Origin of the sequence: Robbsia betulipollinis (assembly GCF_026624755.1) — a bacterium.
GTDB classification, from domain to species: domain Bacteria; phylum Pseudomonadota; class Gammaproteobacteria; order Burkholderiales; family Burkholderiaceae; genus Robbsia; species Robbsia betulipollinis.
This window is the reverse complement of the sequence record NZ_JAPMXC010000001.1, coordinates 2,497,731-2,523,399: the sequence shown is the minus strand read 5'-3', so window position 1 is coordinate 2,523,399 and position 25,669 is coordinate 2,497,731. Positions and strand designations below refer to the sequence as shown.

Annotated in this window: 21 protein-coding genes, 1 tRNA gene and 3 pseudogenes; 1 reads left to right on the top strand and 24 read right to left on the bottom strand. The window is 64.4% G+C overall.

Annotated features, from left to right (window positions below; genetic code table 11):
• Positions 1–7: 7 nt before the first annotated feature.
• The 19 genes and pseudogenes from OVY01_RS11040 to rpsO all read right to left on the bottom strand — a co-directional run bounded on the left by OVY01_RS11040 (position 8) and on the right by rpsO (position 19,790).
• Positions 8–1,486, bottom strand: coding sequence for an NADH-quinone oxidoreductase subunit M (locus OVY01_RS11040; protein ID WP_267847476.1), 1,479 nt, complete (start codon positions 1,484–1,486; stop codon positions 8–10).
• Between the two features lie 16 nt (positions 1,487–1,502).
• Entirely contained in the window at positions 1,503–3,611 is a 2,109-nt protein-coding gene (gene nuoL, locus OVY01_RS11035; RefSeq protein WP_267847475.1) for an NADH-quinone oxidoreductase subunit L, read from the bottom strand.
• Positions 3,612–3,731: 120 nt separating this feature from the next.
• On the bottom strand, positions 3,732–4,037 hold the full coding sequence (gene nuoK / locus OVY01_RS11030) for an NADH-quinone oxidoreductase subunit NuoK (RefSeq protein WP_267847474.1): 306 nt from the start codon (positions 4,035–4,037) through the stop codon (positions 3,732–3,734).
• A gap of 250 nt (positions 4,038–4,287) precedes the next feature.
• Positions 4,288–4,935 (bottom strand): annotated as a pseudogene (locus tag OVY01_RS11025) (NADH-quinone oxidoreductase subunit J); the annotation flags it as partial.
• 60 nt (positions 4,936–4,995) lie between these two features.
• Positions 4,996–5,484 carry an NADH-quinone oxidoreductase subunit NuoI gene (gene nuoI, locus OVY01_RS11020; RefSeq protein ID WP_267847473.1) on the bottom strand — a complete coding sequence of 163 codons (489 nt, stop codon included), beginning with the start codon at positions 5,482–5,484 and terminating at the stop codon, positions 4,996–4,998.
• A gap of 33 nt (positions 5,485–5,517) precedes the next feature.
• A complete protein-coding gene (nuoH, locus tag OVY01_RS11015) occupies positions 5,518–6,582 on the bottom strand; it encodes an NADH-quinone oxidoreductase subunit NuoH (RefSeq protein ID WP_267847472.1) in 1,065 nt (354 codons plus the stop codon).
• Positions 6,583–8,964, bottom strand: coding sequence for an NADH-quinone oxidoreductase subunit NuoG (gene nuoG / locus OVY01_RS11010; RefSeq protein WP_267847471.1), 2,382 nt, complete (start codon positions 8,962–8,964; stop codon positions 6,583–6,585). It lies immediately after the preceding gene.
• Positions 8,957–10,276, bottom strand: a complete 1,320-nt coding sequence (nuoF, locus tag OVY01_RS11005; protein WP_267847470.1) for an NADH-quinone oxidoreductase subunit NuoF — start codon at positions 10,274–10,276, stop codon at positions 8,957–8,959. Before nuoF ends, nuoG begins: the two co-directional genes overlap by 8 nt.
• 122 nt (positions 10,277–10,398) lie before the next feature.
• Positions 10,399–10,869, bottom strand: a pseudogene (gene nuoE, locus OVY01_RS11000) (NADH-quinone oxidoreductase subunit NuoE); the annotation flags it as partial.
• A gap of 93 nt (positions 10,870–10,962) precedes the next feature.
• Positions 10,963–12,216, bottom strand: coding sequence for an NADH-quinone oxidoreductase subunit D (locus OVY01_RS10995; RefSeq protein ID WP_267847469.1), 1,254 nt, complete (start codon positions 12,214–12,216; stop codon positions 10,963–10,965).
• Between the two features lie 100 nt (positions 12,217–12,316).
• Positions 12,317–12,919: an NADH-quinone oxidoreductase subunit C gene (locus OVY01_RS10990; protein ID WP_267847468.1), complete on the bottom strand. Its 603-nt coding sequence runs from the start codon at positions 12,917–12,919 to the stop codon at positions 12,317–12,319.
• Between the two features lie 16 nt (positions 12,920–12,935).
• Positions 12,936–13,415 carry a NuoB/complex I 20 kDa subunit family protein gene (locus tag OVY01_RS10985; RefSeq protein ID WP_267847467.1) on the bottom strand — a complete coding sequence of 160 codons (480 nt, stop codon included), beginning with the start codon at positions 13,413–13,415 and terminating at the stop codon, positions 12,936–12,938.
• Positions 13,416–13,508: 93 nt separating this feature from the next.
• Complete coding sequence (locus tag OVY01_RS10980) at positions 13,509–13,868, bottom strand: NADH-quinone oxidoreductase subunit A (protein WP_267847466.1); 360 nt, start codon at positions 13,866–13,868, stop codon at positions 13,509–13,511.
• 197 nt (positions 13,869–14,065) lie between these two features.
• Positions 14,066–14,150, bottom strand: a tRNA-Leu gene (locus OVY01_RS10975).
• A gap of 385 nt (positions 14,151–14,535) precedes the next feature.
• Positions 14,536–14,916, bottom strand: coding sequence for a preprotein translocase subunit SecG (gene secG, locus OVY01_RS10970; protein ID WP_267847465.1), 381 nt, complete (start codon positions 14,914–14,916; stop codon positions 14,536–14,538).
• 125 nt (positions 14,917–15,041) lie between these two features.
• Entirely contained in the window at positions 15,042–15,815 is a 774-nt protein-coding gene (tpiA, locus tag OVY01_RS10965; RefSeq protein ID WP_267847750.1) for a triose-phosphate isomerase, read from the bottom strand.
• Between the two features lie 164 nt (positions 15,816–15,979).
• A complete protein-coding gene (locus tag OVY01_RS10960; RefSeq protein ID WP_267847464.1) occupies positions 15,980–16,975 on the bottom strand; it encodes an NAD(P)H-quinone oxidoreductase in 996 nt (331 codons plus the stop codon).
• Positions 16,976–17,049: 74 nt separating this feature from the next.
• Positions 17,050–19,197, bottom strand: a complete 2,148-nt coding sequence (gene pnp / locus OVY01_RS10955) for a polyribonucleotide nucleotidyltransferase (RefSeq protein ID WP_267847463.1) — start codon at positions 19,195–19,197, stop codon at positions 17,050–17,052.
• A gap of 323 nt (positions 19,198–19,520) precedes the next feature.
• The gene (rpsO, locus tag OVY01_RS10950; RefSeq protein WP_267847462.1) at positions 19,521–19,790 is read right to left on the bottom strand and encodes a 30S ribosomal protein S15; all 270 of its coding nucleotides are present in this window, start codon (positions 19,788–19,790) and stop codon (positions 19,521–19,523) included.
• 157 nt (positions 19,791–19,947) lie between these two features.
• Between rpsO and OVY01_RS10945 the strand changes: the two genes are divergently transcribed.
• Positions 19,948–20,496 (top strand): hypothetical protein, encoded by a 549-nt coding sequence (locus tag OVY01_RS10945; RefSeq protein ID WP_267847461.1) that lies wholly within the window; start codon positions 19,948–19,950, stop codon positions 20,494–20,496.
• A gap of 42 nt (positions 20,497–20,538) precedes the next feature.
• Here OVY01_RS10945 and pssA read toward each other — a convergent pair whose 3' ends face one another.
• The 5 genes and pseudogenes from pssA to OVY01_RS10920 all read right to left on the bottom strand — a co-directional run bounded on the left by pssA (position 20,539) and on the right by OVY01_RS10920 (position 25,624).
• A complete protein-coding gene (pssA, locus tag OVY01_RS10940) occupies positions 20,539–21,363 on the bottom strand; it encodes a CDP-diacylglycerol--serine O-phosphatidyltransferase (protein ID WP_267847460.1) in 825 nt (274 codons plus the stop codon).
• A 131-nt stretch (positions 21,364–21,494) separates the two neighbouring features.
• A complete protein-coding gene (locus OVY01_RS10935; protein WP_267847459.1) occupies positions 21,495–22,136 on the bottom strand; it encodes a phosphatidylserine decarboxylase in 642 nt (213 codons plus the stop codon).
• Between the two features lie 158 nt (positions 22,137–22,294).
• Complete coding sequence (ilvC, locus tag OVY01_RS10930) at positions 22,295–23,311, bottom strand: ketol-acid reductoisomerase (RefSeq protein ID WP_267847458.1); 1,017 nt, start codon at positions 23,309–23,311, stop codon at positions 22,295–22,297.
• A gap of 68 nt (positions 23,312–23,379) precedes the next feature.
• Positions 23,380–23,822, bottom strand: a pseudogene (ilvN, locus tag OVY01_RS10925) (acetolactate synthase small subunit).
• Positions 23,823–23,938: 116 nt separating this feature from the next.
• The gene (locus OVY01_RS10920) at positions 23,939–25,624 is read right to left on the bottom strand and encodes an acetolactate synthase 3 catalytic subunit (protein ID WP_432422232.1); all 1,686 of its coding nucleotides are present in this window, start codon (positions 25,622–25,624) and stop codon (positions 23,939–23,941) included.
• Between the last annotated feature and the right edge of the window lie 45 nt (positions 25,625–25,669).

Sequence of the window (25,669 nt, the reverse complement as noted above, 5' to 3'; positions counted from 1 at the left end):
CGCCGGACTACAGTTTCGACTGGCCGACGTGGGTGAGCAGGCTCACCACGGATTGATGCATCGTGTCGGTAAAGGGTTTGGGATACAGGCCCATGATGAGCACCAGCGCGCCCAGCACGGCCAACAGGGAAAATTCGCGCGCACCGATATCCTTGAGTCGCGCGACCCGCTCGTTGGCGACCGCGCCGAAATACACGCGCTTGTACATCCACAAGGTGTACGCCGCGCCCAGCATCAGGGTCGTGGCGGCGAGCAGGCCGATCCAGAAATTGAACTTCACCGCGGACAGGATCACCATGAATTCGCCGACGAAACCGGAGGTGCCCGGCAGGCCGCAGTTGGCCATCGCGAACAGCAGCGCGAAGGCGGCGAACTTCGGCATCGTGTTGACCACGCCGCCGTAGGCGCTGATGTCGCGCGTGTGCATGCGATCGTACAACACGCCGATCGAGAGGAACATCGCGCCGGAGACGAAGCCGTGCGAGATCATCTGGACGATCGCGCCCTCCATGCCGAGATCATGAAACATGAAGAATCCCAGCGTCACGAACCCCATGTGCGCGATCGACGAATACGCGACCAGCTTCTTCATGTCGGTCTGCACCAGCGCCACCACGCCGACGTAGACCACCGCGATCAGCGACAGCGTGATCATCGTCGACGCGAAAAAATGGGAGGCGTCGGGCGTGATCGGCAGCGAGAAGCGCAGGAATCCGTAGGCGCCGAGCTTCAGCATGATCGCCGCGAGCACCACCGAGCCGCCGGTCGGCGCCTCGACGTGCGCGTCCGGCAGCCAGGTATGCACCGGCCACATCGGCACCTTCACCGCGAACGCGAAGAAAAAGGCGATGAAGAGGAAGATCTGCTCGGAGAACGTCAACGGCAGCGCATACCAGCGCTGCATCTCGAAGGTGCCCGATTCCCGGTACAGATAGATCAGCGCGATGAGCATCAGCAGCGAACCGGCGAGCGTGTACAAAAAGAACTTGAACGCCGCGTAAACCCGGTTCGCCCCGCCCCAGACGCCGATGATGATGTACATCGGAATCAGCGTGGCTTCGAAGAACGTGTAAAACAGCAGCCCGTCGGCGGCGCAGAAGACGCCGACCATCAGACCCGAGAGAATCATGAACGACGCCAGGTACTGCGCGGTCTTGACCTGGATCACCTCCCACGCCGAGATCACGACGATCACCGTGACGAAGGCGGTCAGCACGACGAACCACATGGAGATGCCGTCGACGCCGAGATAATACTCGACGTTGTAGCGTTCGATCCAGCTGATGCGCTCGACGAACTGCAACGAGGCGGAGCTGGCGTCGAAGCCGGAGATCAGCGGCAATACGACCAGCAGGCCGAGGAGCGCGCCGCCGAGCGCGATCCGGCGCGCGACGCGCGGGTCACGGCTGGAACCGAATACGAGCGTGACGATGCCGGTGACGATCGGAATCCAGATCGCCAGACTCAACAACGGAAGTGCATGCATCCGAGATCCCCTCGCCTTAGTTCCCGCCGAGCGTGACGAACAGCGTCAACAACACCACCACGCCGATGATCATCGCGAACGCGTAGTGATAGACGTAACCGGTCTGCAGGGGCCGCAACAGGCGCGCCACCCAGCGCATCGCATTGGCGCTGCCGTCCACGGCACCGTCGATCACGGCCTGATCGCCCTCTTTCCACAAGCCGCGGCCGACCGCCAGCAGCCCCCGCGCGAACACCGCATCGTTGATTTTGTCGAAGTAGTACTTGTTCTCCAGCAGCGTGTGGATGCCCGAGAAACGGCGCTGCAGCATCGCGGGGATGTCCGGGCGCTTGATGTAGAAGATCCATGCCACCACCACGCCGAGCAACGCCAGCCAGACCGGCGCGCCTTGCAGCGAATGCAGGGTCATGCCGAGCCAGCCATGATAGCCCTGGGCCATCTCCTCGAGCCCGGCGTGGTTCGCGCCGATGAAGATGACTTTGCTGAATACGACGCCGTGGCTGAAAAAGCCGCCATAGAGCAGCGGCGAGATCGCCACCGCGCCGATGATCACCGACGGAATCGCGAGCAGGATCAGCGGCAGCGTGACCACCCACGACGACTCGTGCGGCGGCTGCTGACCGTGCGCGTCGCCCGCGTCGGAATGGCCGTGCGCGTGGCCGGCGTGCGCAACGGCGTGTGCAACGGCGGGTGCGCCGGAATGTGCGTCGGGATGCGACCCGTGCACCTGCGCTTCCTGACCATGCTGCGTATGCGGTCGACGGAAACGCTCCGCACCGTGGAACACCAGGAAATACATCCGGAAGGCGTACAGCGCGGTGATGAACACGCTGAACAGCACCGCGAAATACGCGAAGCCGGAGCCGGGCAGATGCGACTCCCGCACCGCGTCGATGATCGAATCCTTCGAATAGAAGCCGGAGAAGAACGGCGTGCCGATCAGCGCCAGGGAGCCGACCAGCGAGGTGATCCAGGTGATCGGCATGTATTTGCGCAGGCCGCCCATATTGCGCATGTCCTGATCGTGATGCATGCCGATGATCACCGAGCCGGCCGCCAGGAACAGCAACGCCTTGAAGAAGGCGTGCGTCATCAGGTGGAACACCGCGACCGGATAGGCGGACGCGCCCAGCGCGACCGTCATGTAACCGAGTTGCGACAGCGTCGAATACGCGACCACGCGCTTGATGTCGTTCTGCACCAGTCCCAGGAAACCCATGAACAGCGCCGTGATCGCGCCGATCACGAGGATGAAGGACAGCGCGGCGTCGGACAGTTCGAACAGCGGCGACATGCGCGCCACCATGAAGATGCCGGCGGTGACCATCGTCGCCGCGTGGATCAACGCGGAGATCGGCGTCGGGCCTTCCATCGAATCCGGCAGCCAGACGTGCAGCGGGAATTGCGCGGACTTACCCATTGCGCCGATGAACAGGCAGATGCAGGCGACCGTCAGCAGCCCCCAGTGCGTACCCGGGAAACTCAGGGCGGCGAGCGCCTCTCGATGCGCGAAGACGTCGCCGTAGTTCAGCGACCCGGCATTGGCGAGCAGCAGGCCGATACCGAGGATGAAGCCGAAGTCGCCGACCCGGTTCACCAGGAAGGCCTTCATGTTCGCGTAGATCGCGGTGGGTCGCGTGTACCAGAAACCGATCAACAGATAGGACACCAGCCCCACCGCTTCCCAGCCGAAGAACAGCTGCAGGAAGTTGTTGCTCATCACCAGCATCAGCATCGCGAAGGTGAACAGCGAGATGTAGCAGAAGAAGCGCTGGTAACCGTCGTCGTCGGCCATGTAGCCGATCGTGTAGATGTGGACCATCAGCGACACGAAGGTCACGACGCACATCATCAGCGCGGTCAGCGAATCGACGAGGAAGCCGACTTCGAGCTTGAGCGGCCCGACGTTCATCCATTCGTAGATCGTGCCGTTGAAGCTCGCCCCGTGCAGCACGTCGACGAACACCATCGACGACAGAACGAAGGAGATCGCGACCCCGGCGATGGTGACGACATGCGCGCCGCGACGGCCGATCGCATGGCCGAACAGGCCCGCGACCAGGGAACCGAACAGCGGCGCGAGCGCGATCGCGAGCAGCAGCGTGGGATTGATTGTATTTGCCATGACAGCCTTGCCTATTTCGCCCGGTCGGTTGGACCGGACAGCACTCGTGAAGTATCCGACCCGCATTCGCCCGGCGCGCTGCCGGCGCCTGCCGGGCCGAAAGCGCGCATGGCGCGGATACTAGCCTTTGAGACGGTCGAGATCTTCCACATTGATCGTATCGAGACGACGGAACAACGCGACCAGGATCGCCAGCCCGATGGCCGCTTCCGCCGCGGCCACGGTCAGCACGAAAAATACGAACACCTGCCCGTTCGCGTCGCCGAGATAATGCGAGAACGCGACGAAATTGGTGTTCACCGCCAGCAGCATCAACTCGATCGCCATCAGGATGATGATCACGTTGCGCCGGTTCAGCCAGATTCCGACGATGCTGATCGCGAACAGGATCGCACCGAGAACCAGGTAGTGGGCGAGGGTCAGCATGGCTTGTCTCCTCTCTTTTTCATTGTTTGGGTGCGGCCGGCGTAGGTGCGGCCGGCGTAGGTGCGGCCGGCGTAGGTGCGGCCGGCGTAGGTGCGGCCGGCGTCGGTGCGGCCGGCGTCGGTGCGGCCGGCGTCGGTGCGGCCGGCGTCGGTGCGGCCGGTGTCGATACCGCCGCGCTCGATACCGGCGTCGCGACGTTCTGCGGCACGCTGGGCGCCGCGCGCGGGGCGCTGGCGGGCACCACGCTGCCGGCCCCCGCATTGCCCGGCGTCGCCGGCGCGGTGTCGGCTTCCGGCGCTTCCATCTCGGACGCCATCTTCACGATGCGCACGCGGTCCGCGCGACGCACATGCACCTGCTGGTTCGGGTTCGTGCGCTTGACACCCGTGCGGTGGCGCATCGTCAGCGCGACCGCGGCGATCAGGGACACCAGCAGGATCAGCCCGGCGATCTCGAACGCAAAAATGTAACGGGTATAGATCAGCCGCCCGATGAGATGGGTGTTCGGCAGCGCCGCGTCGGTGGCGTTCATCGCAACCGGATCGACCGTGGCACCGTAACCGCGCCAGATCACCAGCGCCAGCTCGACGACGATGATCGCCCCGACCACGGTGGCCCAGGGCACGAAACGCTTGAAGTCGCGCCGTAGCAGCTCGGTGTTGATGTCGAGCATCATGACGACGAACAGGAACAGCACCATCACCGCGCCGACATAGACGAGCACGAGCACGATGGCGAGGAATTCCGCCTGCAGCAGCATCCAGATTCCCGCGGCATTGAAGAACGCCAGGATCAGGAACAGGGCCGACTGCACCGCGTCGGGCGCCGTGATGACCCGGAAGGCCGAGCCGACCAGCAGGATCGAGAACACATAAAACAGTACGGTGGTGAATGCCATGTCTAGCCAATCTTCATGAGGTCGCGGGGACCGACTGCGGTCGTGACGTGCGCCGGGCGTTCAGCGGTACGGCGCATCGGCGGCCTTCGCCGCGGCGATTTCCTTCTCGTAATGGTCGCCCACCGCGAGGAGCATGTCCTTCGTGAAATAGAGATCGCCGCGCTTTTCGCCGTGGTATTCGAGGATCTGCGTCTCGACGATCGAATCCACGGGGCAGCTTTCCTCGCAGAAGCCGCAGAAGATGCACTTCGTCAGATCGATGTCGTAGCGCGTGGTGCGGCGGGTATTGTCGGCACGCGTTTCCGATTCGATCGTGATCGCCAGCGCCGGGCAGACCGCCTCGCACAGTTTGCAGGCGATGCAGCGTTCCTCGCCGTTCTCGTAGCGGCGCAGCGCGTGCAGGCCCCGGAAACGCGGCGACAGCGGCGTCTTCTCCTCCGGGAACTGCACGGTGATCTTGCGCTTGAACACGTACTTCCCGGTCATCGCCATTCCGCGCAATAACTCGAGCAGCAGAAAGCTGCGGAAAAAATCTCTGATTGCAATCATCTCGTTCCCTTCCCCGGGCAGCGTGCGCCGCCCTTATTTCCAGATGTTGAGCGGCGACATGATCCAGAAGCCGACCACGACAACCCACAACAGGCAGACCGGCAGGAAAACCTTCCAGCCCAGGCGCATGATCTGATCGTACCGGTAGCGCGGGAACGTCGCGCGCACCCAGACGAAAACCGACAGCAGGAAGAACACTTTCAGCACCAGCCAGACCGCACCGGGAATGAAGGCCAGAAAGCCGAACGGCGCGCTCCAGCCGCCCAGGAACAGGGTGGCGGTCAGCGTCGAGATGACGATCATGTTCAGGTATTCGGCCAGGAAGAACAGCGCGAAGACGATGCCCGAATACTCGACCATATGCCCGGCGACGATTTCCGACTCGCCCTCGACGACGTCGAACGGATGCCGGTTCGTTTCCGCCAGCCCCGAAATGAAGTAGACGACGAACATCGGCAGCAGCGGCAGCCAGTTCCACGACAGGAAGGTCAATCCGACCGACGCGAAATGCCCGTGCTGCTGCTGCACGACGATGTCGCTCAGGTTCAAGGAGCCCGACGTCATCAGCACCGTGACCAGCGCCAGACCCATCGACACTTCGTACGAGACCATCTGCGCCGACGCGCGCATCGCGCCGAGGAACGCGTACTTCGAATTCGACGCCCAGCCCGCCAGGATCACGCCGTAGACGCCGACCGACGAGATCGCCATCGCGTACAGCAAACCGGCGTTGACGTTGCCCAGCACCGCTTCCGGCTGGAACGGGATCACCGCCCAGACCGCGAACGCCGGCGCCACCACCATGATCGGCGCGATCAGGTAGAGCCAGGGCGTGGCCTGCGTGGGCATGATCACTTCCTTCAGGATCAGCTTGAGCACGTCGGCGATGGTCTGGAACATGCCGCCGGGGCCATTGCGATTCGGCCCCAGACGTACGTGCATCCAGCCGATCAGCTTGCGCTCCCACAGCACGAGGTAGGCCACGCACAGCAGCAGCACGACCGACAGGACGACGATGCGCACCAGCACCCAGACCGTGGGCCAGGCCGCGCCGAGGACGCCGAGCCCCGCGGTGTTGATCGAATCGAACAAGCTCATTTAGACCTTCTCCACCACCAGATCACCGAACAGGCTGCCCAACGCGGCAGACGCCGGCGTGGCTGCCGACACTCTGACCACGTTCGGCGCCAGCTTCTCGTCGCGCCATGCGGGCAGCGTCACCGAACGCTCGCCCTGGGTGACGCGTACCGCGTCGCCCTGCGCGAGGCCGAGGCGGTCGAACAGGCCCGCCGGCAATGACGCCCGCACGGCCTGCCGCGCGGCCAGCGTCAGGTGCAGGGACGCCGCGCGCCGCACCAGCGGATCGGCATGATAGATCGGCACGTCCGGCAAGCGCTCGTAGCGTTCGAAGGTCGCGCCGGACGTATCGTCGGGGGACGGGACTGCCGCCGGATGCGGCGCATCCACGACGGCCGAGGCGCTGCCATTGTCGAGCCGCGCGGGAATGTCCAGGTCGCGCAGCGCCGCGCGGCGCACCTGTTCGACGCTGTCGAATTCGAAGTCCGGCAGTTCGAACAGATTGGCGAGCACCCGCAGCACCTTCCACGCGGGACGCGTCTCGCCCAGCGGCGGCGCCACGCCATTGAAGGCCTGCAGGCGGCCTTCGCAGTTGACGAAGGCACCCGCGGTTTCGGTGAACGGGGCGATCGGCAGCAGCACGTCGGCATAGTCCGCGCCGTGCTTGAACATGCTCAGACTGACCACCAGGCCTGCCTGCGCCAGCGCCGCGAGCGCGCGCGCCGGGTCCGCCGAATCGAATTCCGGCTCGACGTTCATCAGTACGTACGCCTGACGCGGCTGGTCGAACATCGCCGACGCGTCCAGGCCGTCCGGGCCCGGCAGCGCGCCGACCAGCTGCGCGCCGACGGTGTTGGCCGCCTCGGTCAGGAAACCCAGCTTCGCGCCCGCCTGCTCGGCGATCCACGCGGCCAGCGCATGCAGCTTCGTGAACTCCGGGTGGCGCACCGCGTCATTGCCCAGCAGGACGACGGTCTGCACGCCGGCGACGAAGGATTCCGCCGCGCGTCGCGCGTCGTCGCTTGGCGTCAGCGCGTCGCCGCGCGCGAAGCCTTCCGGCAGCTCGACGCCGCGCACCGTCGCGATCGCGCGGGCGATGGCCGAGAGCTCAGCCAGCCAGGCGCTCGGCGCGACCACGACCGGATGCGCGCCGGGAATCAGCGAATCGTCGGAACTGGCGGCGACGAAACCTACCCGCGCGCCATTGCGCGCGGCCTGACGCAGACGCGCGGCCAGCAGCGGGTGGTCGCGTCGCAGGTGCGAACCGATCACCAGCGCGCGGTCGACGTTCGCCAGATCCGCGATCGGCATGCCCAGCCAGCGCACGCCCTGACCACCCTGCACCTCACCGGCGAAATCGCTCTGGCGCAGACGATGATCGACATTCGGCGTGCCCAGCCCGTTCGCCAGCGCCTTGAACAGGAACAGTTCCTCCAGCGTGCTGTGCGGGCTGGCCAGCATGCCGATCGCGTCCTGCCCATGCTGAGCGGTGATTTTCCCGAAGCTGTCGGCGACGTACGACAACGCCGTCTGCCAGTCGACCTCATGCCAGTCGCCGTTTTGCCGGATCATCGGCCGCGTCAGACGCTCGGCGCTGTTCAGACCCTCGTACGAAAAGCGGTCCTTGTCCGAGAGCCAGCACTCGTTGACCGCCTCGTTCTCCAGCGGCAGCACACGCATCACGCGGCTGTTCTTCATCTGCACGATCAGGTTCGCGCCCACGCCATCGTGCGGGCTCACCGACTTGCGGCGCGTCAGTTCCCAGGTCCGGGCGCTGAAGCGGAACGGCTTCGACGTCAACGCGCCCACCGGGCACAGGTCGATCATGTTGCCCGAGAGTTCGGAATCGATCGACTGGCCGACGAAGGCGGTGATCTCGGCATGTTCACCGCGCCCGAGCATGCCGAATTCCATGACCCCGGCGATCTCCTGCCCGAAGCGCACGCACCGCGTGCAATGGATGCAGCGCGTCATTTCCTGCATCGAGATCAACGGACCGACGTTCTTGTGGAACACCACCCGCTTTTCCTCGCGATAGCGCGAGGCCGACTTGCCATAACCCACCGCCAGATCCTGCAACTGGCACTCGCCGCCCTGGTCACAGATCGGACAGTCCAGCGGATGGTTGATCAGCAGGAATTCCATCACCGCCTGCTGACTCTTGACCGCCTTGTCGGACTTCGTGCGCACGATCATCCCGGACGACACCGGCGTCGCGCAGGCCGGCACGGCCTTCGGAATCTTTTCGACATCGACCAGGCACATCCGGCAATTGGCCGCGATCGACAGTTTCTTGTGGTAACAAAAGTGCGGGATATAGGTATCCGCCCGCTTGGCAGCTTCCATCACCATGCTGCCTTCCGGGACCTCGACCTTCTTGCCGTCTATTTCCAGTTCAACCATGATGGCTCAGACTCGCTTCTGCCCCCGCCGACACCAGGCAATGCTTGTGCTCGACGTGATACTCGAATTCATTCCAAAAGTGACGCAGCATGCCCTGCACCGGCATGGCGGCCGCGTCGCCCAGCGCGCAAATCGTTCGACCGGAGATATTGTCGGCGACCGAGCGCAGCAGGTCGAGATCCTCCTGACGGCCCTCGCCTTCCTCGATGCGCTTGACGATCCGGTACAGCCAGCCGGTGCCCTCGCGGCACGGCGTGCACTGGCCGCAGGATTCCTCGTAGTAGAAATACGAGAGACGCAGCAGCGAGCGCACCATGCAGCGCGTTTCGTCCATCACGATCACGGCGCCGGAACCGAGCATCGATTTCGCCTTCGCGAGCGAGTCATAGTCCATGTCCGTTTCCATCATGATCGCGCCGGGGATCACCGGCGCCGACGACCCACCCGGAATGACCGCCTTGATCTTGCGCCCGCCGCGCATGCCGCCCGCCAGTTCCAGCAGCTTCGCGAACGGCGTGCCGAGCGGCACCTCGTAATTGCCAGGCAGTTCGACGTCGCCCGAGACCGAGAAGATCTTCGTGCCGCCGTTGTTCGGCTTACCCATTTCCAGATAGCGCTGCGGCCCGGTCGCGAGCAGGAAAGGCACCGCGGTGAAGGTTTCCGTGTTGTTGATCGTCGTCGGTTTGCCGAACAGCCCGTAGCTCGCCGGAAACGGCGGCTTGAAGCGCGGCTGGCCTTTCTTGCCCTCGAGCGATTCGAGCAGCGCGGTTTCCTCGCCGCAGATGTAGGCGCCGTACCCGTGATGCGCATGCAGCTCGAACGAAAAGCTCGTTCCCAGGATGTTGTTGCCCAGATAGCCGGCCGCGCGGGCCTGGTCGAGCGCCTGCTCGAAACGCTGATACAGTTCGAAGATCTCGCCGTGGATGTAGTTGTACCCGACCGTGATGCCCATCGCGTACGCGCCGATGGCCATGCCCTCGATCAGCGCGTGCGGGTTGTAGCGCAGGATGTCGCGATCCTTGAACGTGCCCGGCTCGCCTTCGTCCGAATTGCAGATCAGGTATTTCTGCCCCGGGAACTGGCGCGGCATGAAGCTCCACTTCAGTCCGGTGGGAAAGCCCGCGCCGCCACGGCCACGCAGGCCGGACGCCTTGACCTCGGCGATCACCTGCTCCGGCGCGATCTTTTCCTCGAGGATACGCCGCAGCTGCGCATAGCCGCCCCGCGCCACATAGCCATCGAGGTCCCAGTTTTCGCCGTTCAGGCCCGCCAGGATCAGCGGCGTGATATGTCGATCGTGCAGACTGGTCATTTTGGAACGTCCTCCTCGGATGCCCGGCCGGTTACCGGATCGGCAGCCAGGCTCGACGCCGTGCGCATCGCCGGCGGGACCGCCGTGCCGATTGCCGCGTCATGGGTGACGTCGAAGCGCGCATTCAGGTCGGCGATCAGCGCGTCGATCTTCTCGCGGCTCATGAAGCTGCACATTTTTTTGTTGTTCAACAGCATGACCGGCGCGTCGCCGCAAGCGCCCATGCACTCGCCCTCCTTCAACGTGAACCGGCCGTCGGGCGTGGTTTCGTTGAAATCGATACCGAGCTTTTCCTTCAGGTAGTCTGCGGCCAATTCCGCATCGCGCAGCTGGCACGGCAGGTTCGTGCAGATCGTCAGCTTGTACTTTCCCGGCGGCCGGGTCTCGAACATCGTGTAGAAGGTGGCGATTTCCTGCACGGCGATCGCCGGCATTCCCAGATAATCGGCGACGAACTGCATCGCCTCGGGCGACACCCATCCCAACTCGTCCTGCGCAAGCGCCAGCGAGGCCATCACGGCCGATCTTTTCTGGTCGGGCGGGTACTTCGCCACCGCGCGATCCATTTCCTTCAAAGCTTCAGCAGAGAGCATTTTCAAACACGACTCTTTCAATTCCTACCGACTGACATCCTGCCATGGCAACAAACTAGGCTCCATGGCAGACCCAGCGCTGGTGAGCGGCGCTCAGCGATCGATCTCGCCAAAAACGATATCCTGCGTGCCGATGATGGTCACCGCATCGGCGATCATGTGACCCCGCGCCATTTCGTCGAGCGCCGCCAGATGCGCGAAACCCGCGGCGCGGATCTTCAAGCGGTACGGCTTGTTGGCGCCATCCGATACGAGATAGATGCCGAACTCGCCTTTCGGGTGCTCGATGGCCGCGTACGTCTCGCCCGGCGGCACGTGAAAGCCTTCGGTGAAAAGCTTGAAATGGTGGATCAGCTCCTCCATGTTGCTTTTCATGTTGATGCGCGCCGGCGGCGCGATCTTGTGATTGTCGATCATCACCGGGCCCGAATTCTTGCGCAGCCAGTCGACGCATTGACGGATGATGCGATTCGACTGCCGCATCTCCTCGATGCGCACGAGATAGCGGTCGTAGCAATCACCATTGACGCCCACCGGAATGTCGAAATCCATCTTGTCGTAGACTTCGTAGGGCTGCTTCTTGCGCAGATCCCACTCGATGCCGGAGCCACGCAGCATCGCGCCGCTCAAGCCCAGCTGCAGCGCGCGCTCCGGCGACACCACGCCGATGCCCACGAGGCGCTGCTTCCAGATCCGGTTGTCGGTCAGCAGGGTCTCGTATTCGTCGACGCAACCCGGGAAACGGTCGGTGAAGTCCGAAATGAAATCGAGCAGCGAGCCGCTGCGGCTGTCGTTCATCCGTTGCAGCGCCTTCGCGTTGCGGATCTTGGACGGTTTGTACTGCGGCATCGAATCGGGCAGTTCGCGATAGACGCCGCCTGGCCGATAGTACGCCGCGTGCATGCGCGCCCCCGAGACCGCCTCGTACATGTCGAGCAGGTCCTCGCGTTCGCGGAACGCATACAGCATCACGCCCATCGCGCCCACGTCCAGCCCGTGCGAACCGATCCACATCAGGTGGTTCAACAGGCGCGTCAGTTCGTCGAACATCACGCGGATGTATTTCGCCCGCTCCGGTATGTCGATGCCCAGCAGCCGTTCGATCGCCAGCACGTAGCCGTGCTCGTTGCACATCATCGACACGTAGTCGAGACGGTCCATGTACGGCACCGACTGCAGGAAGGTCTTCGATTCCGCCAGCTTTTCGGTGGCGCGGTGCAGCAGGCCGATATGCGGGTCGGCCCGCTGGATCACCTCGCCATCGAGTTCCAGCACCAGGCGCAGCACGCCGTGCGCGGCGGGATGCTGCGGCCCGAAATTGAGCGTGTAATTCTTGATTTCCGCCATCAGAAGCCCCAACAAATTGCATCAACGTCGACCCGACGCAGGTCGAGGGCCCCGCGCGCACGCGCGCCTGCGGGCCGCGCCGCGACGGGGTCGGCCGGCATCAGTATTTCAGCCCGCCGTACGATTCTTCCCGGATCACGCGCGGGGTGATCTCGCGCGGCTCGATCGTGATGGGTTGATAGATCACGCGCTTTTCCTCGGGGTCATAACGCATTTCGACATACCCGGACACCGGGAAGTCCTTGCGGAACGGGTGCCCGACGAAACCGTAATCGGTCAGCAGACGGCGCAGGTCCGGATGCCCGTCGAAAATGATGCCGAACAGGTCGAATGCCTCGCGCTCGTACCAGTTCGCCGAATTCCAGACCTCGATCACCGACGGAATCACCGGCATGTCGTCATCCTCGGCGAATACCCGCACCCGCAGGCGCCAGTTGTGCGTGATCGACAACAGCTGCAACACCGCGGCGAAGCGCCGCCCCTCGTAGGCGCCATCGCCGTAGGTCGAATAATCGACGCCGGCGAGATCCATCAACTGCTCGAAACGAAGCGACGAATTGTCGCGCAAAAGCGCAACCACATTCAGGTAGTCTTCCACCTTCACCGTCAATGTGAGCTGGTCGATCGATTCAGCGAGGTGAGAGACCCGTTCGCCCAGCGCCGATTCAATCGCGGCCTTCAGTGTCTCGAGTTTGCTTGCCATAGTGGAAAGTGCAGCCTTATTGCCGGGCGATGGTGGTGGTCCGCTTGATCTTGGCCTGCAATTGAATGATGCCGTAGATCAGCGCTTCCGCGGTCGGGGGACAACCCGGTACATAGACATCCACCGGGACGATGCGGTCGCAACCACGCACCACCGAATACGAATAGTGATAATAGCCGCCGCCGTTCGCGCAGGAACCCATCGACAGGACCCAGCGGGGCTCCGCCATCTGGTCGTACACCTTGCGCAGCGCCGGCGCCATCTTGTTGCACAGCGTGCCGGCGACGATCATCAGATCGGACTGGCGCGGGCTTGGCCGGAACACCACCCCGAAACGATCGAGATCGTAGCGCGCGGCGCCGGCGTGCATCATCTCCACCGCGCAGCAGGCCAGACCGAACGTCATCGGCCATAGCGAGCCGGTCCGCGTCCAGTTGATCAGCTTGTCGGCGGAAGTGGTGACGAATCCTTCCTTCAAGACCCCTTCGATACTCATTTGCTCATACTCCAGGCACTGCCGGACAGGAAACCCGATGCCACCGTTCGTGGCAGATCGGGCCCGGCCTGCCAGGCATCGTCCATCAAGGAATCATTCCCAGTCGAGCGCACCCTTCTTCCACAGAAAGGCGAAACCGATCACGAACTCGAGCAGGAAGACCATCATCGCGAGAAAGCCTGGCCAGCCGATATCCCGGAGGGCGACGCCCCACGGAAACAGAAAGGCCGTTTCAAGGTCGAAAATGATGAAGAGGATGGCGACCAGATAGTAACGCACGTCGAATTTCATGCGCGCGTCTTCGAATGCCTCGAAGCCGCACTCATACGGCGCGTTCTTTTCTGTATCGGGTTTGTGGGGGCTGAGGAGTTTGCCGACGCCTATCAGGCCGCCGCCCAGACCGATGCCCACGATGATGAAGAGCAGGACGGGATAATAGGGCGCGAGGTTCACGGCAATCCTCTTATTGGTTGATGCGCATTGAAAACAGGTGTGTCCTTTCGAGGATACCCTGTTCGGGAGCCACAATGACCGACAATCCGGCAGCCTGGCGATCGTGTCGCCGGCGGCCCGCTTCATCGCGATCCTACGCCTTACGAAACAATGCCAGCCGAAGCGTCTCTGCAACAGGCTGGCATTGTCTTCAATCATGGTGCCGACGATGAGACTCGAACTCATACGACTTGCGTCACTACCCCCTCAAGATAGCGTGTCTACCAATTCCACCACGTCGGCATAAAACTTTTGTACTGCGCATGACCTGTGAAGCCATACGCATCTTACTGCGTAATCGGTTCGGTCGCGCTACCACGACGCTCAACAATGCATTGCGTTTTCAGTGCGATGCCGCCGCACTTTCCACACAGCGCCGGAGCACTGCCGCAGCCAGCGCCTCCTGAAAATTATGCTTCGCTTTCCAGAAAAAGCAACAATTTCCAATTTTTTTCTGCATGCGCGCCGCAAGCAATACTTCTTATGAATCAGTGCTTTAATGAAGCATGTTAAAGCTTTTAAAGCACTTGCCTTCACATCGCGACAAGAATCAAATTATAGCGTGACGAGATCGTTTGATCAACCGAAATCGAATGATTGCTCAGGCTTCGGGTTGCTTCGACCGCCCTTACTTCGGTACGTCCTGCGCGGGCACCGGATTCGTCGGCGTGACAGCCGTCGGCGGAACGCTGCTGCCGCCCATGACGCCGCTCGCGGCCCCGACCGGCGCGGTGGCCGTGCCCATCACACCGACCGAGGTGGTCGTGCGGCCGGTCGAACCCAGGTAGGTCAGACCCAGCGTGCAGATGAAAAACAGCGCTGCGAGCACACCCGTCGTGCGGGACAGGAAATTCGACGAGCCGGACGCGCCGAACAGACTGCCCGACGAGCCGCTGCCGAATGCGGCGCCCATATCCGCGCCCTTTCCGTGCTGCACCAGCACCAGCCCGATGACGCCGAGCGCCGACAGGATCTGGATGACGACAATCAAGGACTTCAACAACACCATTACTTTGTCATTCGAATTATCGAATGCCTCATTGAAACGCAAAATTGTGACGTGAGACGACGCGGGCGACCCTGCCCCGTTCTGCTCCGTGCCCGCTCGATGTCCTTTCGATGCCCGTGGGCGCGTCAGGCGCCACCGGCGGCATGGCAGATGGCGATGAAATCATCGGCCACCAGCGCGGCGCCGCCGATCAGACCGCCATCGATATCCGGCTGACCAAACAGTTCGGCCGCATTCCCCGGCTTGACGCTGCCGCCATACAGCAGCGAAATGCCGGCCAGCGATGCATCCTTTTCCCGCAGACGCGCGCGCAGGAAAGCGTGCACATCCTGCGCCTGCTGCGCCGAAGCGCTCTTGCCGGTGCCGATCGCCCATACCGGCTCGTAAGCGAACACCATCTGACGCAGCGCGGCGACGTCGAATGCCTCGAGCAGCGCCGCGAGCTGGGTGCCGATGACGTCCTCGGTGCGGCCGGCCTCCCGGTCCTCGAGCGTCTCGCCGACGCAGACCACCGGGGTCAGGCCCCATTCGAGCGCGCAACGCGCCTTGTCGACGACATGGCCATCGGTTTCACCGCACAGATTGCGGCGCTCCGAATGACCGGCCAGCGCCAGCGTCGCGCCGAAATCCACCGCCATCGTCGCGGACACCTCGCCGGTGAAAGCCCCCTTGTCGGCCGCGTTGCCCGAGAGGTCCTGCACGCCCCAGGCGACCGGACCGCACTCGAGCGCCGACTGCGCCTGCCCCAGATACGGAAACGGCACGCAGACGCCCACGCGAACCTGGGCGGGGAGATGCTTTCCCGCCGCGACCAGCGCATCCAGCAGCGCTGCGTTGACCGCGCGGTTGCCGTGCATCTTCCAGTTACCGATCACCAGCTTCACGCGCTTTTCGGGCATTTCGGACATTGCGGCGGCACTCACAAGAAAAAAGGGGGGACGGCTGGGCGCAAAACCGCCTATTTTACGTTGGCAGGCCCCAATGGGTCAAACAGGACTTGCCACGGCCCGCGCGCGGCGGCGCCTTGCCAGCCACAACGGCGCCGCGCGGCCACACGCCGCGGCTACCAGCCCAGCACGATCTTGCCGATATGGCTGCTCGACTCCATCAGGGCATGCGCCCGCGCCGCCTCGGCTGCCGGAATCACCTCATGGACGATCGCGCGCATGCGGCCCGCCTCGATCAGCGGCCAGACCTGGCTGCGCAGCTGCGCGGCGATCTGCGCCTTGAAGCCGCTGGAACGCGCGCGCAGCGTCGAACCGGTGATGGTCAAACGGCGGCGCAGCACGGCATTCAGGTCGATCTCGGCCTTCGCGCCGCCCAGCAACGCGATCACCGCGATACGCCCGCCCTCGGCCAGCGCCTGCAGCTCGCGCGGCAGATAGTCGCCGGCGACCATGTCGAGCACCACGTCGACGCCGCGCCCGTCGGTGAGCGCATGCACCGCCGCGACGAAATCGTCCTTCTTGTAATTGATCGCCTTTGCCGCGCCGAGCCGTTCGCAGGCCGCGCATTTCTCGTCGCTTCCGGCGGTCGCGAACACCCGGTAGCCGAGCGCGCTGGCGAGCTGGATCGCGGCGACGCCGATGCCGCTCGAGCCGCCCTGCACCAGCAGCGTCTCGGCCGAACCGCCTTCGCCGCGACCGAGCCGGGCGCGGTCGAAGACATTGCTCCAGACCGTGAACACCGTCTCGGGCAGCGACGCCGCCTCGACATCGGACAGGCCCTTGGGCACCGGCAGACACACGCCGACCGGCGCAACCACATATTCCGCGTACCCGCCGCCGGTGAGCAACGCGCACACGCGGTCGCCCATCTTCAGGCCGCTCGCGTGCGCGACGTCGCCACCGACGATGGTACCGGCGACTTCCAGCCCGGGCAGGTCGGATGCGCCGGGCGGCGGCGGGTAATGCCCCTGGCGCTGGAACACGTCGGGGCGGTTGACGCCCGACGCCGACACCTTGATCAGGACTTCGCCCGTCTTCGGCTCGGGCATCGGCCGCTCGGTCAGGCGCAGCCCCTCGGGACCGCCGAACGCGCTGATTTCAATGGCTTTCATGATTTCATCTCGCAAAAAGAACATCGCCGGCGTCCCGTCATGGCGACACCGGCGATCGGTTACTTCATTCTGCCTTATTCAGCGGCAGGCGGCGCGTCCTCGGCCAGCAGCGCCTTCGCCGACAGGCGGATGCGACCCTTTTCGTCCGTCTGGATGACCTTCACGCGCACGACCTGACCTTCCTTCAGGTAGTCGTTGATGTCCTTGATCCGCTCGTTGACGATCTCGGAGATGTGCAGCAGGCCATCCTTGCCCGGCAGGATGTTGACGATGCCGCCGAAGTCCAGCAACTTCAGCACCGTACCGGTGTAGACCTGCCCGACCTCGACCTCGACGGTGATGTTGGCGATGCGGCGCTTCGCTTCCTCCATCCCCTCGGTGCTGGTGCTGGCGATCGTCACCACGCCTTCCTCGCTGATGTCGATCGTCGTACCGGTTTCCTCGGTCAGCGCGCGGATCACCGAACCGCCCTTGCCGATCACGTCGCGAATCTTTTCCGGATTGATCTTCATGGTGATCATGCGCGGCGCGAATTCCGACAACTCGGTCCGTGCGCCGGACACCGACGCCGCCATCTTGCCGAGAATGTGCATGCGGCCCTCGCGCGCCTGCGCGAGCGCGACCTGCATGATCTCCTTGGTGATGCCCTGGATCTTGATGTCCATCTGCAGCGCGGTGATGCCGGTCTCGGTGCCCGCCACCTTGAAGTCCATGTCGCCGAGGTGATCCTCGTCGCCGAGGATGTCGGTCAGCACGGCAAAGCGCTTGCCGCCCTCGCCTTCCTCCAGGATCAGACCCATCGCGATGCCGGCGACATGCGCCTTCATCGGCACGCCGGCATGCATCAGCGCGAGGCAACCGCCGCACACCGAGGCCATCGACGACGAACCGTTCGATTCGGTGATTTCGGAAACGACGCGAATCGTATAGCCGAATTCCTCCTCGCTCGGCAGGCAGGCGGCCAGCGCCCGCTTGGCCAGACGGCCGTGACCGATTTCGCGGCGCTTCGGCGTGCCGACGCGACCGGTTTCGCCGGTCGCGAACGGGGGCATGTTGTAGTGCAGCATGAAGCGTTCGCGATGCTCGCCCTCAAGCGCGTCGATGACCTGCTCGTCGCGCTTGGTGCCCAGCGTCGCGACGACCAGCGCCTGCGTTTCACCGCGGGTGAAGAGCGCCGAGCCGTGCGTGCGCGGCAGGATGCCCGTGCTGATCTCGATCGGACGCACCGTGCGGGTGTCGCGGCCGTCGATGCGCGGCTCGCCGGCCAGGATCTGGCTGCGGACGATCTTCGATTCGAGATCGAACACGATGTTGCCCAGCGTGGTGGCATCGGGTGCCGCCATGTCCGCCGTGGCGCCCGGTTCCGTCGTGGCGGCTTCCAGCGCCCGCTTCACGCCGGCGGTCGCCTCGCGCAGCTTCGTCGTGCGGGCCTGCTTGTCGCGAATCTGGTACGCGGCGCGCAGTTCCGGCTCGGCGAGCGCCGCGACGCGCGCGAACAACGCCTCGTCCTTCGGCGCCGGCTGCCAGTCCCACTCGGGCTTGCCGCCGTCCTTGACCAGGTCGTGGATCGCGTCGATCGCGACCTGCATCTGCTCGTGGCCGAACACGACCGCGCCCAGCATCACGTCCTCGGGCAACTGGTCCGCCTCGGACTCGACCATCAGCACGGCGGTCTCGGTACCGGCGACGATCAGGTCCATCTTCGAACCCTTCATCTGCGAACGGTTCGGGTTCAGCAGGTACTGGCCGTCGACATAGGCTACGCGGGCGGCGCCCACCGGACCGTCGAACGGCAGACCCGACACGGCCAGCGCGGCCGAGGCGCCGATCAGCGCGGGGATGTCCGCCGGCACGTCCGGGTTGATCGACAGCACGTGGATGACGACCTGGACTTCGTTGTAGAAGCCTTCCGGAAACAGCGGGCGCAGCGGCCGGTCGATCAGGCGCGAGGTCAGCGTCTCGCCCTCCGACGGGCGGCCTTCGCGGCGGAAGAAACCGCCCGGGATACGACCCGCGGCGTAGGTCTTCTCGATGTAATCGACGGTCAGCGGGAAGAAATCCTGGCCCGGCTTCGCGGTTTTCGCGCCCACGACGGTGGCGAGCACGACGGTCTCGTCGACATCGACGAGGACGGCACCGCTCGCCTGACGGGCGATCTCGCCCGTTTCCAGGCGTACCGTGTGTTGTCCCCACTGGAAGGATTTGACGATCTTATTGAACATGTACGCTCCTTTGGTACGACGGCGCCCGGGGGCGCGGCAGGACGGGTCGGCCAGCGGCGCGCCATGCCATTCCAGCGATGCATCGGCGGGCGGACCCGCGATCCGGCGGGGCCGCACGGCGGCCGATATGCCGCTGGAATGACACAAGACACCGGTCGACTCGTCTTATCGGGTGATACGGTAGACGTGAGGCCAGCTCGGGGACGTCGCGGCGCGACGTCGCGCCCGAAAAGCAAAATGCCTGCATCAGCGATGCTGACACAGGCATTTTCGGAACCGGCTAGCGTTCGTCCACGGGATGGGCGCTTGCCGGCGCGCGCCAGTTACTTGCGCAGGCCCAGTTCTTCGATCAGCTTGCGGTAACGATCGGCGTTCTTGCCCTTCAGGTAGTCGAGCAGCTTGCGGCGGCGGCTCACCATGCGCAGCAGACCGCGACGGCTGTGATGGTCCTTCTTGTGTTCCTTGAAGTGACCGGTCAATTCGTTGATGCGGGTGGTCAGCAGCGCGACCTGGACTTCGGGCGAGCCCGTGTCATTCGGCGTTTGCGCAAACTTCGCGACGATCTCGGACTTGTTGATATCAGCTACGGACATGATTTTCCTTGAATTCACTGTGGACATGCGGTCACGGAAGAAAGGGCCGTGCCGTGAAGTCGTCCTCCGCCCAATGGTCGGCCGAAGGTCGAATCGCGGATTCTAGCATAAGATGCATGTCACGGACACCATCGCGTGTCGTCATGGAGTTTTCCGGATGATCGTTCCCGTGATCGCCGCCCGCGGCGCCTGCCGTGGCGCGGCCCGGCTGGGCAGCCGCGTCGCCGCCCTGCTGCTGGTCGGTGCGCTGGGCGCCTGCGCCGCGCCGTGGCAACGCTTCACGGCCGGCGAGGACGCCTCACGCGTCACCGCCGCGCTGGGCAGCCCGAAGGAAAGTTATCCGCTGCCCGATGGCGGTCACCGCTGGTTGTGGCCGACCCGTCCTTTCGGCGAGACGACCACCGCGGCGGACGTGGACGCGGCGGGCAGGCTGGTGTCGATCCGCCAGGTGCTGACGAACGAATCGTTCGCGCAGGTGGTCGTCGGCCAGTGGACGCGCGAGGACGTGCAGCGGCATTTCGGCCTGCCGGAAGAAACGGCCTATTACCCGTTGATGAGACGGGCGGTATGGAGCTACCGCTATATGGACGCCGACGTCTGGTACATGCTGTACCACTTCTATTTCGACGACGCCGGCATCGTGCGCTCCACGCAGAAGACGCCCGACCCCCTGCACGATCCGGACCGCCATTTCGGGAATTTCTGAGGCGTATCCGTGCCGGGCGGGCAGGCTGTCCGCCCGGCCTGTCTAACCCGCGGACACCGCGCCGCGCCGCCCGCGCAAAGCCCGGTACACCCAGAAGACATAGCCGGACAGACCGTACAGCACGAACAGGCCGAACAGCATGATGGGCGGATCGGACGAGATGGCGATGAAGCCCACGACCAGCAGCACGATCACGCCGAACGGCACCCGGTGGCGCACGTCAAGCGCCTTGCCGCTGTAGAACGGCGCGTTCGACACCATCGTCAGCCCCGCGTAGATCGTCAGCCCGAACGCCACCCACGGCAGCCAGAAGAGGCTGACCGGCAGGCGGTTGTCGATCGCGAGCCACACGAAGCCGGCGATCAGCGCCGCTGCGGCGGGGCTCGGAATCCCCTGGAAGAAGCGCTTGTCGACCACGCCGATATTGGTGTTGAACCGCGCGAGGCGCAGCGCGGCACCCGCGCAGTAGACGAAGGCCGCCAGCCAGCCCCAGCGCCCCAGGTCGCGCAGCGCCCACTCGTAGACCACCAGCGACGGCGCCAGGCCGAACGACACCATGTCCGAAAGACTGTCGTACTGCTCGCCGAACGCGCTCTGGGTATTGGTCATGCGCGCGACCCGGCCGTCCATGCCGTCGAGCACCATGGCGACGAAGATCGCGATCGCGGCGCTCTCGAAGCGCAGGTTCATCGCCTGGACGATCGCAAAGAAACCGCAAAACAGCGCGGCGGTGGTGAAGGCGTTCGGCAGCAGGTAGATGCCGCGCTTGCGCAGCAGTTGCTGCCGTTCGGCCCGCCGGCGTGCCCGCGGCGTATCGGCATCGCGCGGATCGACGCGCTTGGGCCGCCGCCGGAACCGAAGGGGCACCGAGGAAGAGGACGGATTCTGGAGGCGATTACGCCGCGGCTTCAGGGCCAAATGCCTTCTCCTGTACGAATGAAAGGGACCTCGGGGAGCGCCGTCGTCGACGCCCCCGGACCTGGGCGAGCGGCACCGTCTCAGGCAAGATCGGCGAGGATCGTCGACGATGCATGAACTTTCTCGCCGATCGCCACGCGCGGGCGGCTGCCGATCGGCAAATAGACGTCCATGCGGGAACCGAAGCGGATGAAGCCGTAGCGCTGACCACGCGCGAGCGTCTGGCCCGTCCTCGCATAGCAGAGAATGCGCCGGGCGACCAGCCCCGCCACCTGCACGCAGCTGACGACCTGCCCGCCGGGCAGGTCGAACACCAGCGCGTTGCGCTCGTTGCGCAGCGAGGCCTTTTCCAGTTCGGCATTCAGGAAGGCGCCGGGGAAATATTCGATCTTGCGCACCGTGCCATCCACCGGCGAGCGTTGCGAATGGGCATTGAAGACGCCCATGAAAACGCTGATCTTCAGCGCCTCGCGATCGGCGTACTGATCGTGCACGGTCTCGACCGCGACGATGCGGCCATCGGCCGGGCTCAACACCGCGTTGGACTGCGCCGGAACCGCACGCGGCGGATCCCGAAAGAACTGCACCGTGAAGATCAGCAGCAGCCAGAACGGCCAGGCCCAGCCAAAACCGTTCAGCGACTGGATCAGCACGGCCAGCACGGCGGCGATGCCGATGAACGGCCAGCCCTCGCGCGCGATGATCGGGTGAGGATAATTCATGAATTCGGTCGAACGGTTGACAATGGGATGCCCGTCGGCGAAAAAGCCGCGCCGGGCACGATGACCCGGCGCGGCTTTTTCCGTGACATGCCCGAAGGCACGCCGGCGCGCTATTTTCCCACCTTATCGCGCGTTTGTGCCGACGCGCCGCGTCGATTTCAGTTTTTCGACTGGTCGACGAGCTTGTTTTTCGCGATCCACGGCATCATCGCGCGCAGCTTCTCGCCGACCTGTTCGATCGGATGGTCCGACGTCAGGCGGCGGCGCGACTGCAGCGTGGGCTGGCCGGCGCGGTCCTCGAGAATGAACTGCTTCGCGTATTCGCCGGTCTGGATGTCCTTCAGCACCGCGCGCATCGCGTCCTTGGTCGCCGAGGTGACGATCCGCGGCCCCGTCACGTATTCGCCGAACTCGGCGTTGTTCGAGATCGAGTAGTTCATGTTGGCGATGCCGCCCTCATAGATCAGGTCGACGATCAGCTTGAGCTCGTGCAGGCACTCGAAATACGCCATTTCGGGCGCGTAGCCGGCCTCCACCAGCGTCTCGAAACCCGCCTTGATCAGGTCGACGGTGCCGCCGCACAGCACGGCCTGCTCGCCGAACAGGTCGGTCTCGGTCTCTTCGCGGAAATTCGTCTCGATGATGCCGGCGCGTCCGCCGCCGTTCGCCGCCGCGTACGACAACGCGATGTCGCGCGCCGCGCCGGACTTGTCCTGCGCCACGGCGATCAGATGGGGCACGCCGCCGCCCTGCGCGTACGTCGAGCGCACGGTGTGACCCGGCGCCTTCGGGGCGATCATGATGACGTCGAGATCCTTGCGCGGCACGACCTGCCCGTAGTGCACGTTGAAGCCATGCGCGAACGCGAGGGCGGCGCCGTCGGCGATGTTCGGCTCGATGTCGTTCCTGTACACCGCGGCGATCTGCTCGTCGGGCAGCAGCATCATGACGACGTCGGCGCCCTTGACCGCTTCGGCGACTTCCTTCACCGGCAGGCCCGCAGCCTCGGCCTTGCTCCACGACGCCCCGTTGCGGCGCAGGCCGACGGTGACGTTGACGCCGCTTTCCTTCAGGTTCAGCGCGTGCGCGTGGCCTTGCGAGCCGTAGCCGACGATGGTGATCTTCTTGCCCTTGATCAACGAGAGATCGGCGTCTTTGTCGTAGAAAACCTTCATTTGGTTCTTCCTTTCGAATGATGTGATGGCGTGCAATGACCGGCCTGGCCGGTGGAAACCTTCAGAAACTAGACCTTCAGGATCCGTTCGCCCCGGCCGATGCCCGAGCGAAGGCGTCGAGCTTCGCGCTGTCGCCGGTCAACTCGATGGTGTAGGTCTTTTCGGTGACGTCGATGACCCGGCCGCGGAAGATGTCCGCCATGCGGGTCATTTCGTCGCGCTCCTTGCCGACCGCCCTCACCTTGATCAGCATCAACTCGCGCTCCACATGGCCGGCCTCGGTCAGGTCGACCACCTTGACCACCTCGATCAGGCGGTTCAGGTGCTTCGTGATCTGTTCGATCACATCGTCGGAGCCAATGCTGGTGATGGTCATGCGCGACAGGGACTGATCCTCCGTCGGCGCGACCGTCAGGGATTCGATGTTGTATCCCCGCGCCGAAAACAGGCCGACCACGCGCGACAGCGCGCCTGGCTCGTTCTCAAGCAATATCGAAATAATGTGTTTCATAGTGAACTGTCGTCTTCCTGTCCGTCCTCGCCGTCAGCGGCGGCGACGGCGGGGTGAGCGGTAAGCGGTGCTTCGAACATCGCCCGGCGCGCGCCCCCGGGACGCGCGGCCGGGGACTAGGCCAGATCCTCGGATCCGAGCAGCATTTCCGTGATGCCCTTGCCCGCCTGCACCATCGGCCAGACGTTCTCGGTCGGATCGGTCTGGAAATCGAGGAAGACCGTGCGGTCCTTCAGGCGCAGCGCCTCGACCAGCGCGGGTTCGACGTCCGCGGTGCGCTCGATGCGCATGCCCACGTGCCCGAAAGCCTCCGCCAGCTTCACGAAGTCCGGCAGCGCGTCCATGTAGGAATGGGAGTAGCGCTTCTTGTACTCGATCTGCTGCCACTGCCGCACCATGCCCAGATAGCGGTTGTTCAGCGAGACGATCTTGATCGGCGTGTTGTGCTGCTTGCAGGTGGACAGCTCCTGGATGCACATCTGGATCGAGCCTTCGCCGGTGATGCAGACGACGTCGTCGTCCGGATGCGCCATCTTCACGCCCATCGCCGCCGGCAGACCGAAACCCATCGTGCCCAGGCCACCGGAATTGATCCAGCGGCGCGGCTTCTCGAACGGGTAATACTGCGCGGCCCACATCTGGTGCTGGCCCACGTCCGAGCAGACGAACGCCTCGCCCTTCGTCAACCGATGCAGCGTCTCGACGACATACTGCGGCTTGATGATTTCGCTGTCGCGGTCGTACTTCAGGCAATCGATCGCGCGCCAGGCCTCGATCTGCCGCCACCAGTCGGCCAGCGCCGCGGTGTCCGGCCCCTCGCTGGCGGTCTGCAGGTGCTCGAGCATGTCCTTGAGCACCTCGCGCACGTCGCCGACGATGGGAATATCCACCTTGACGCGCTTGGAGATCGACGAGGGATCGACGTCGATATGGATGATCTTGCGCGCGGCCGAGGCGAAATGTTCGACGTTGCCGATCACGCGGTCGTCGAAACGTGCGCCGACGGCGATCAGCACGTCGCAGTGCTGCATCGCCATATTGGCTTCGTACGTGCCGTGCATGCCGAGCATGCCGAGGAACTGCTTGCTGCTCGCGCGGTAGCCGCCCAGCCCCATCAGCGTGTTGGTGACCGGAAAGCCGAGCAGATCGGCGAACTGGTTCAACTCGCGTGCCGCGTCGGCCAGGATCACGCCGCCGCCGGTATAGATATAGGGGCGCTTGGCCGACATCAGCAACGCCAGCGCCTTGCGGATCTGACCGGAATGGCCCTTGAGCACCGGATTGTACGAGCGCAGCGCGACGTTCTTGGTCAGCACGTACTCGCACGCCTCGCGCGACACGTCCTTCGGAATGTCGACCAGCACCGGGCCCGGCCGGCCGGTACGCGCGATGTAGAACGCGCGGCGCACGGTGGCCGCGAGATCGCGCACGTCCTTGACGAGGAAATTGTGCTTGACGCACGGGCGCGTGATGCCCACCGTGTCGCATTCCTGGAAGGCGTCCTGACCGATCGAGCCCGTGGGCACCTGGCCGCACAGCACGACCAGGGGGATCGAGTCCATGTAGGCCGTGGCGATGCCGGTCACGGCGTTGGTGACGCCCGGGCCGGAGGTCACGAGGCAGACGCCGACATTGCCGGTCGAACGCGCGTACGCGTCCGCCGCGTGCACGGCGGCCTGTTCGTGGCGCACCAGAATGTGGTGAATCTTGTCCTGCTTGTACAGTTCGTCGTAGATGTAGAGCACCGAGCCGCCGGGATAGCCCCACAGGTACTCGACGTTCTCTTCCTGCAGCGCGCGCATCAACACGGTCGCGCCGATCGACTGGTCGGGAACTTCGGGCGTGGT

Bases quoted from the DNA above. Each gene is read 5' to 3' on its own strand.
- OVY01_RS11040 (WP_267847476.1), bottom strand. From the start codon at position 1,486: ATGCATGCACTTCCGTTGTTGAGTCTGGCGATCTGGATTCCGATCGTC.
- nuoL (WP_267847475.1), bottom strand. From the start codon at position 3,611: ATGGCAAATACAATCAATCCCACGCTGCTGCTCGCGATCGCGCTCGCG.
- nuoK (WP_267847474.1), bottom strand. From the start codon at position 4,037: ATGCTGACCCTCGCCCACTACCTGGTTCTCGGTGCGATCCTGTTCGCG.
- nuoI (WP_267847473.1), bottom strand. From the start codon at position 5,484: ATGATTGCAATCAGAGATTTTTTCCGCAGCTTTCTGCTGCTCGAGTTA.
- nuoH (WP_267847472.1), bottom strand. From the start codon at position 6,582: ATGAGCTTGTTCGATTCGATCAACACCGCGGGGCTCGGCGTCCTCGGC.
- nuoG (WP_267847471.1), bottom strand. From the start codon at position 8,964: ATGGTTGAACTGGAAATAGACGGCAAGAAGGTCGAGGTCCCGGAAGGC.
- nuoF (WP_267847470.1), bottom strand. From the start codon at position 10,276: ATGACCAGTCTGCACGATCGACATATCACGCCGCTGATCCTGGCGGGC.
- OVY01_RS10995 (WP_267847469.1), bottom strand. From the start codon at position 12,216: ATGGCGGAAATCAAGAATTACACGCTCAATTTCGGGCCGCAGCATCCC.
- OVY01_RS10990 (WP_267847468.1), bottom strand. From the start codon at position 12,919: ATGGCAAGCAAACTCGAGACACTGAAGGCCGCGATTGAATCGGCGCTG.
- OVY01_RS10985 (WP_267847467.1), bottom strand. From the start codon at position 13,415: ATGAGTATCGAAGGGGTCTTGAAGGAAGGATTCGTCACCACTTCCGCC.
- secG (WP_267847465.1), bottom strand. From the start codon at position 14,916: ATGGTGTTGTTGAAGTCCTTGATTGTCGTCATCCAGATCCTGTCGGCG.
- tpiA (WP_267847750.1), bottom strand. From the start codon at position 15,815: ATGCCCGAAAAGCGCGTGAAGCTGGTGATCGGTAACTGGAAGATGCAC.
- OVY01_RS10960 (WP_267847464.1), bottom strand. From the start codon at position 16,975: ATGAAAGCCATTGAAATCAGCGCGTTCGGCGGTCCCGAGGGGCTGCGC.
- pnp (WP_267847463.1), bottom strand. From the start codon at position 19,197: ATGTTCAATAAGATCGTCAAATCCTTCCAGTGGGGACAACACACGGTA.
- rpsO (WP_267847462.1), bottom strand. From the start codon at position 19,790: ATGTCCGTAGCTGATATCAACAAGTCCGAGATCGTCGCGAAGTTTGCG.
- OVY01_RS10945 (WP_267847461.1), top strand. From the start codon at position 19,948: ATGATCGTTCCCGTGATCGCCGCCCGCGGCGCCTGCCGTGGCGCGGCC.
- OVY01_RS10935 (WP_267847459.1), bottom strand. From the start codon at position 22,136: ATGAATTATCCTCACCCGATCATCGCGCGCGAGGGCTGGCCGTTCATC.
- ilvC (WP_267847458.1), bottom strand. From the start codon at position 23,311: ATGAAGGTTTTCTACGACAAAGACGCCGATCTCTCGTTGATCAAGGGC.
- OVY01_RS10920 (WP_432422232.1), bottom strand. From the start codon at position 25,624: ATGCGCGCGCTGCAGGAAGAGAACGTCGAGTACCTGTGGGGCTATCCC.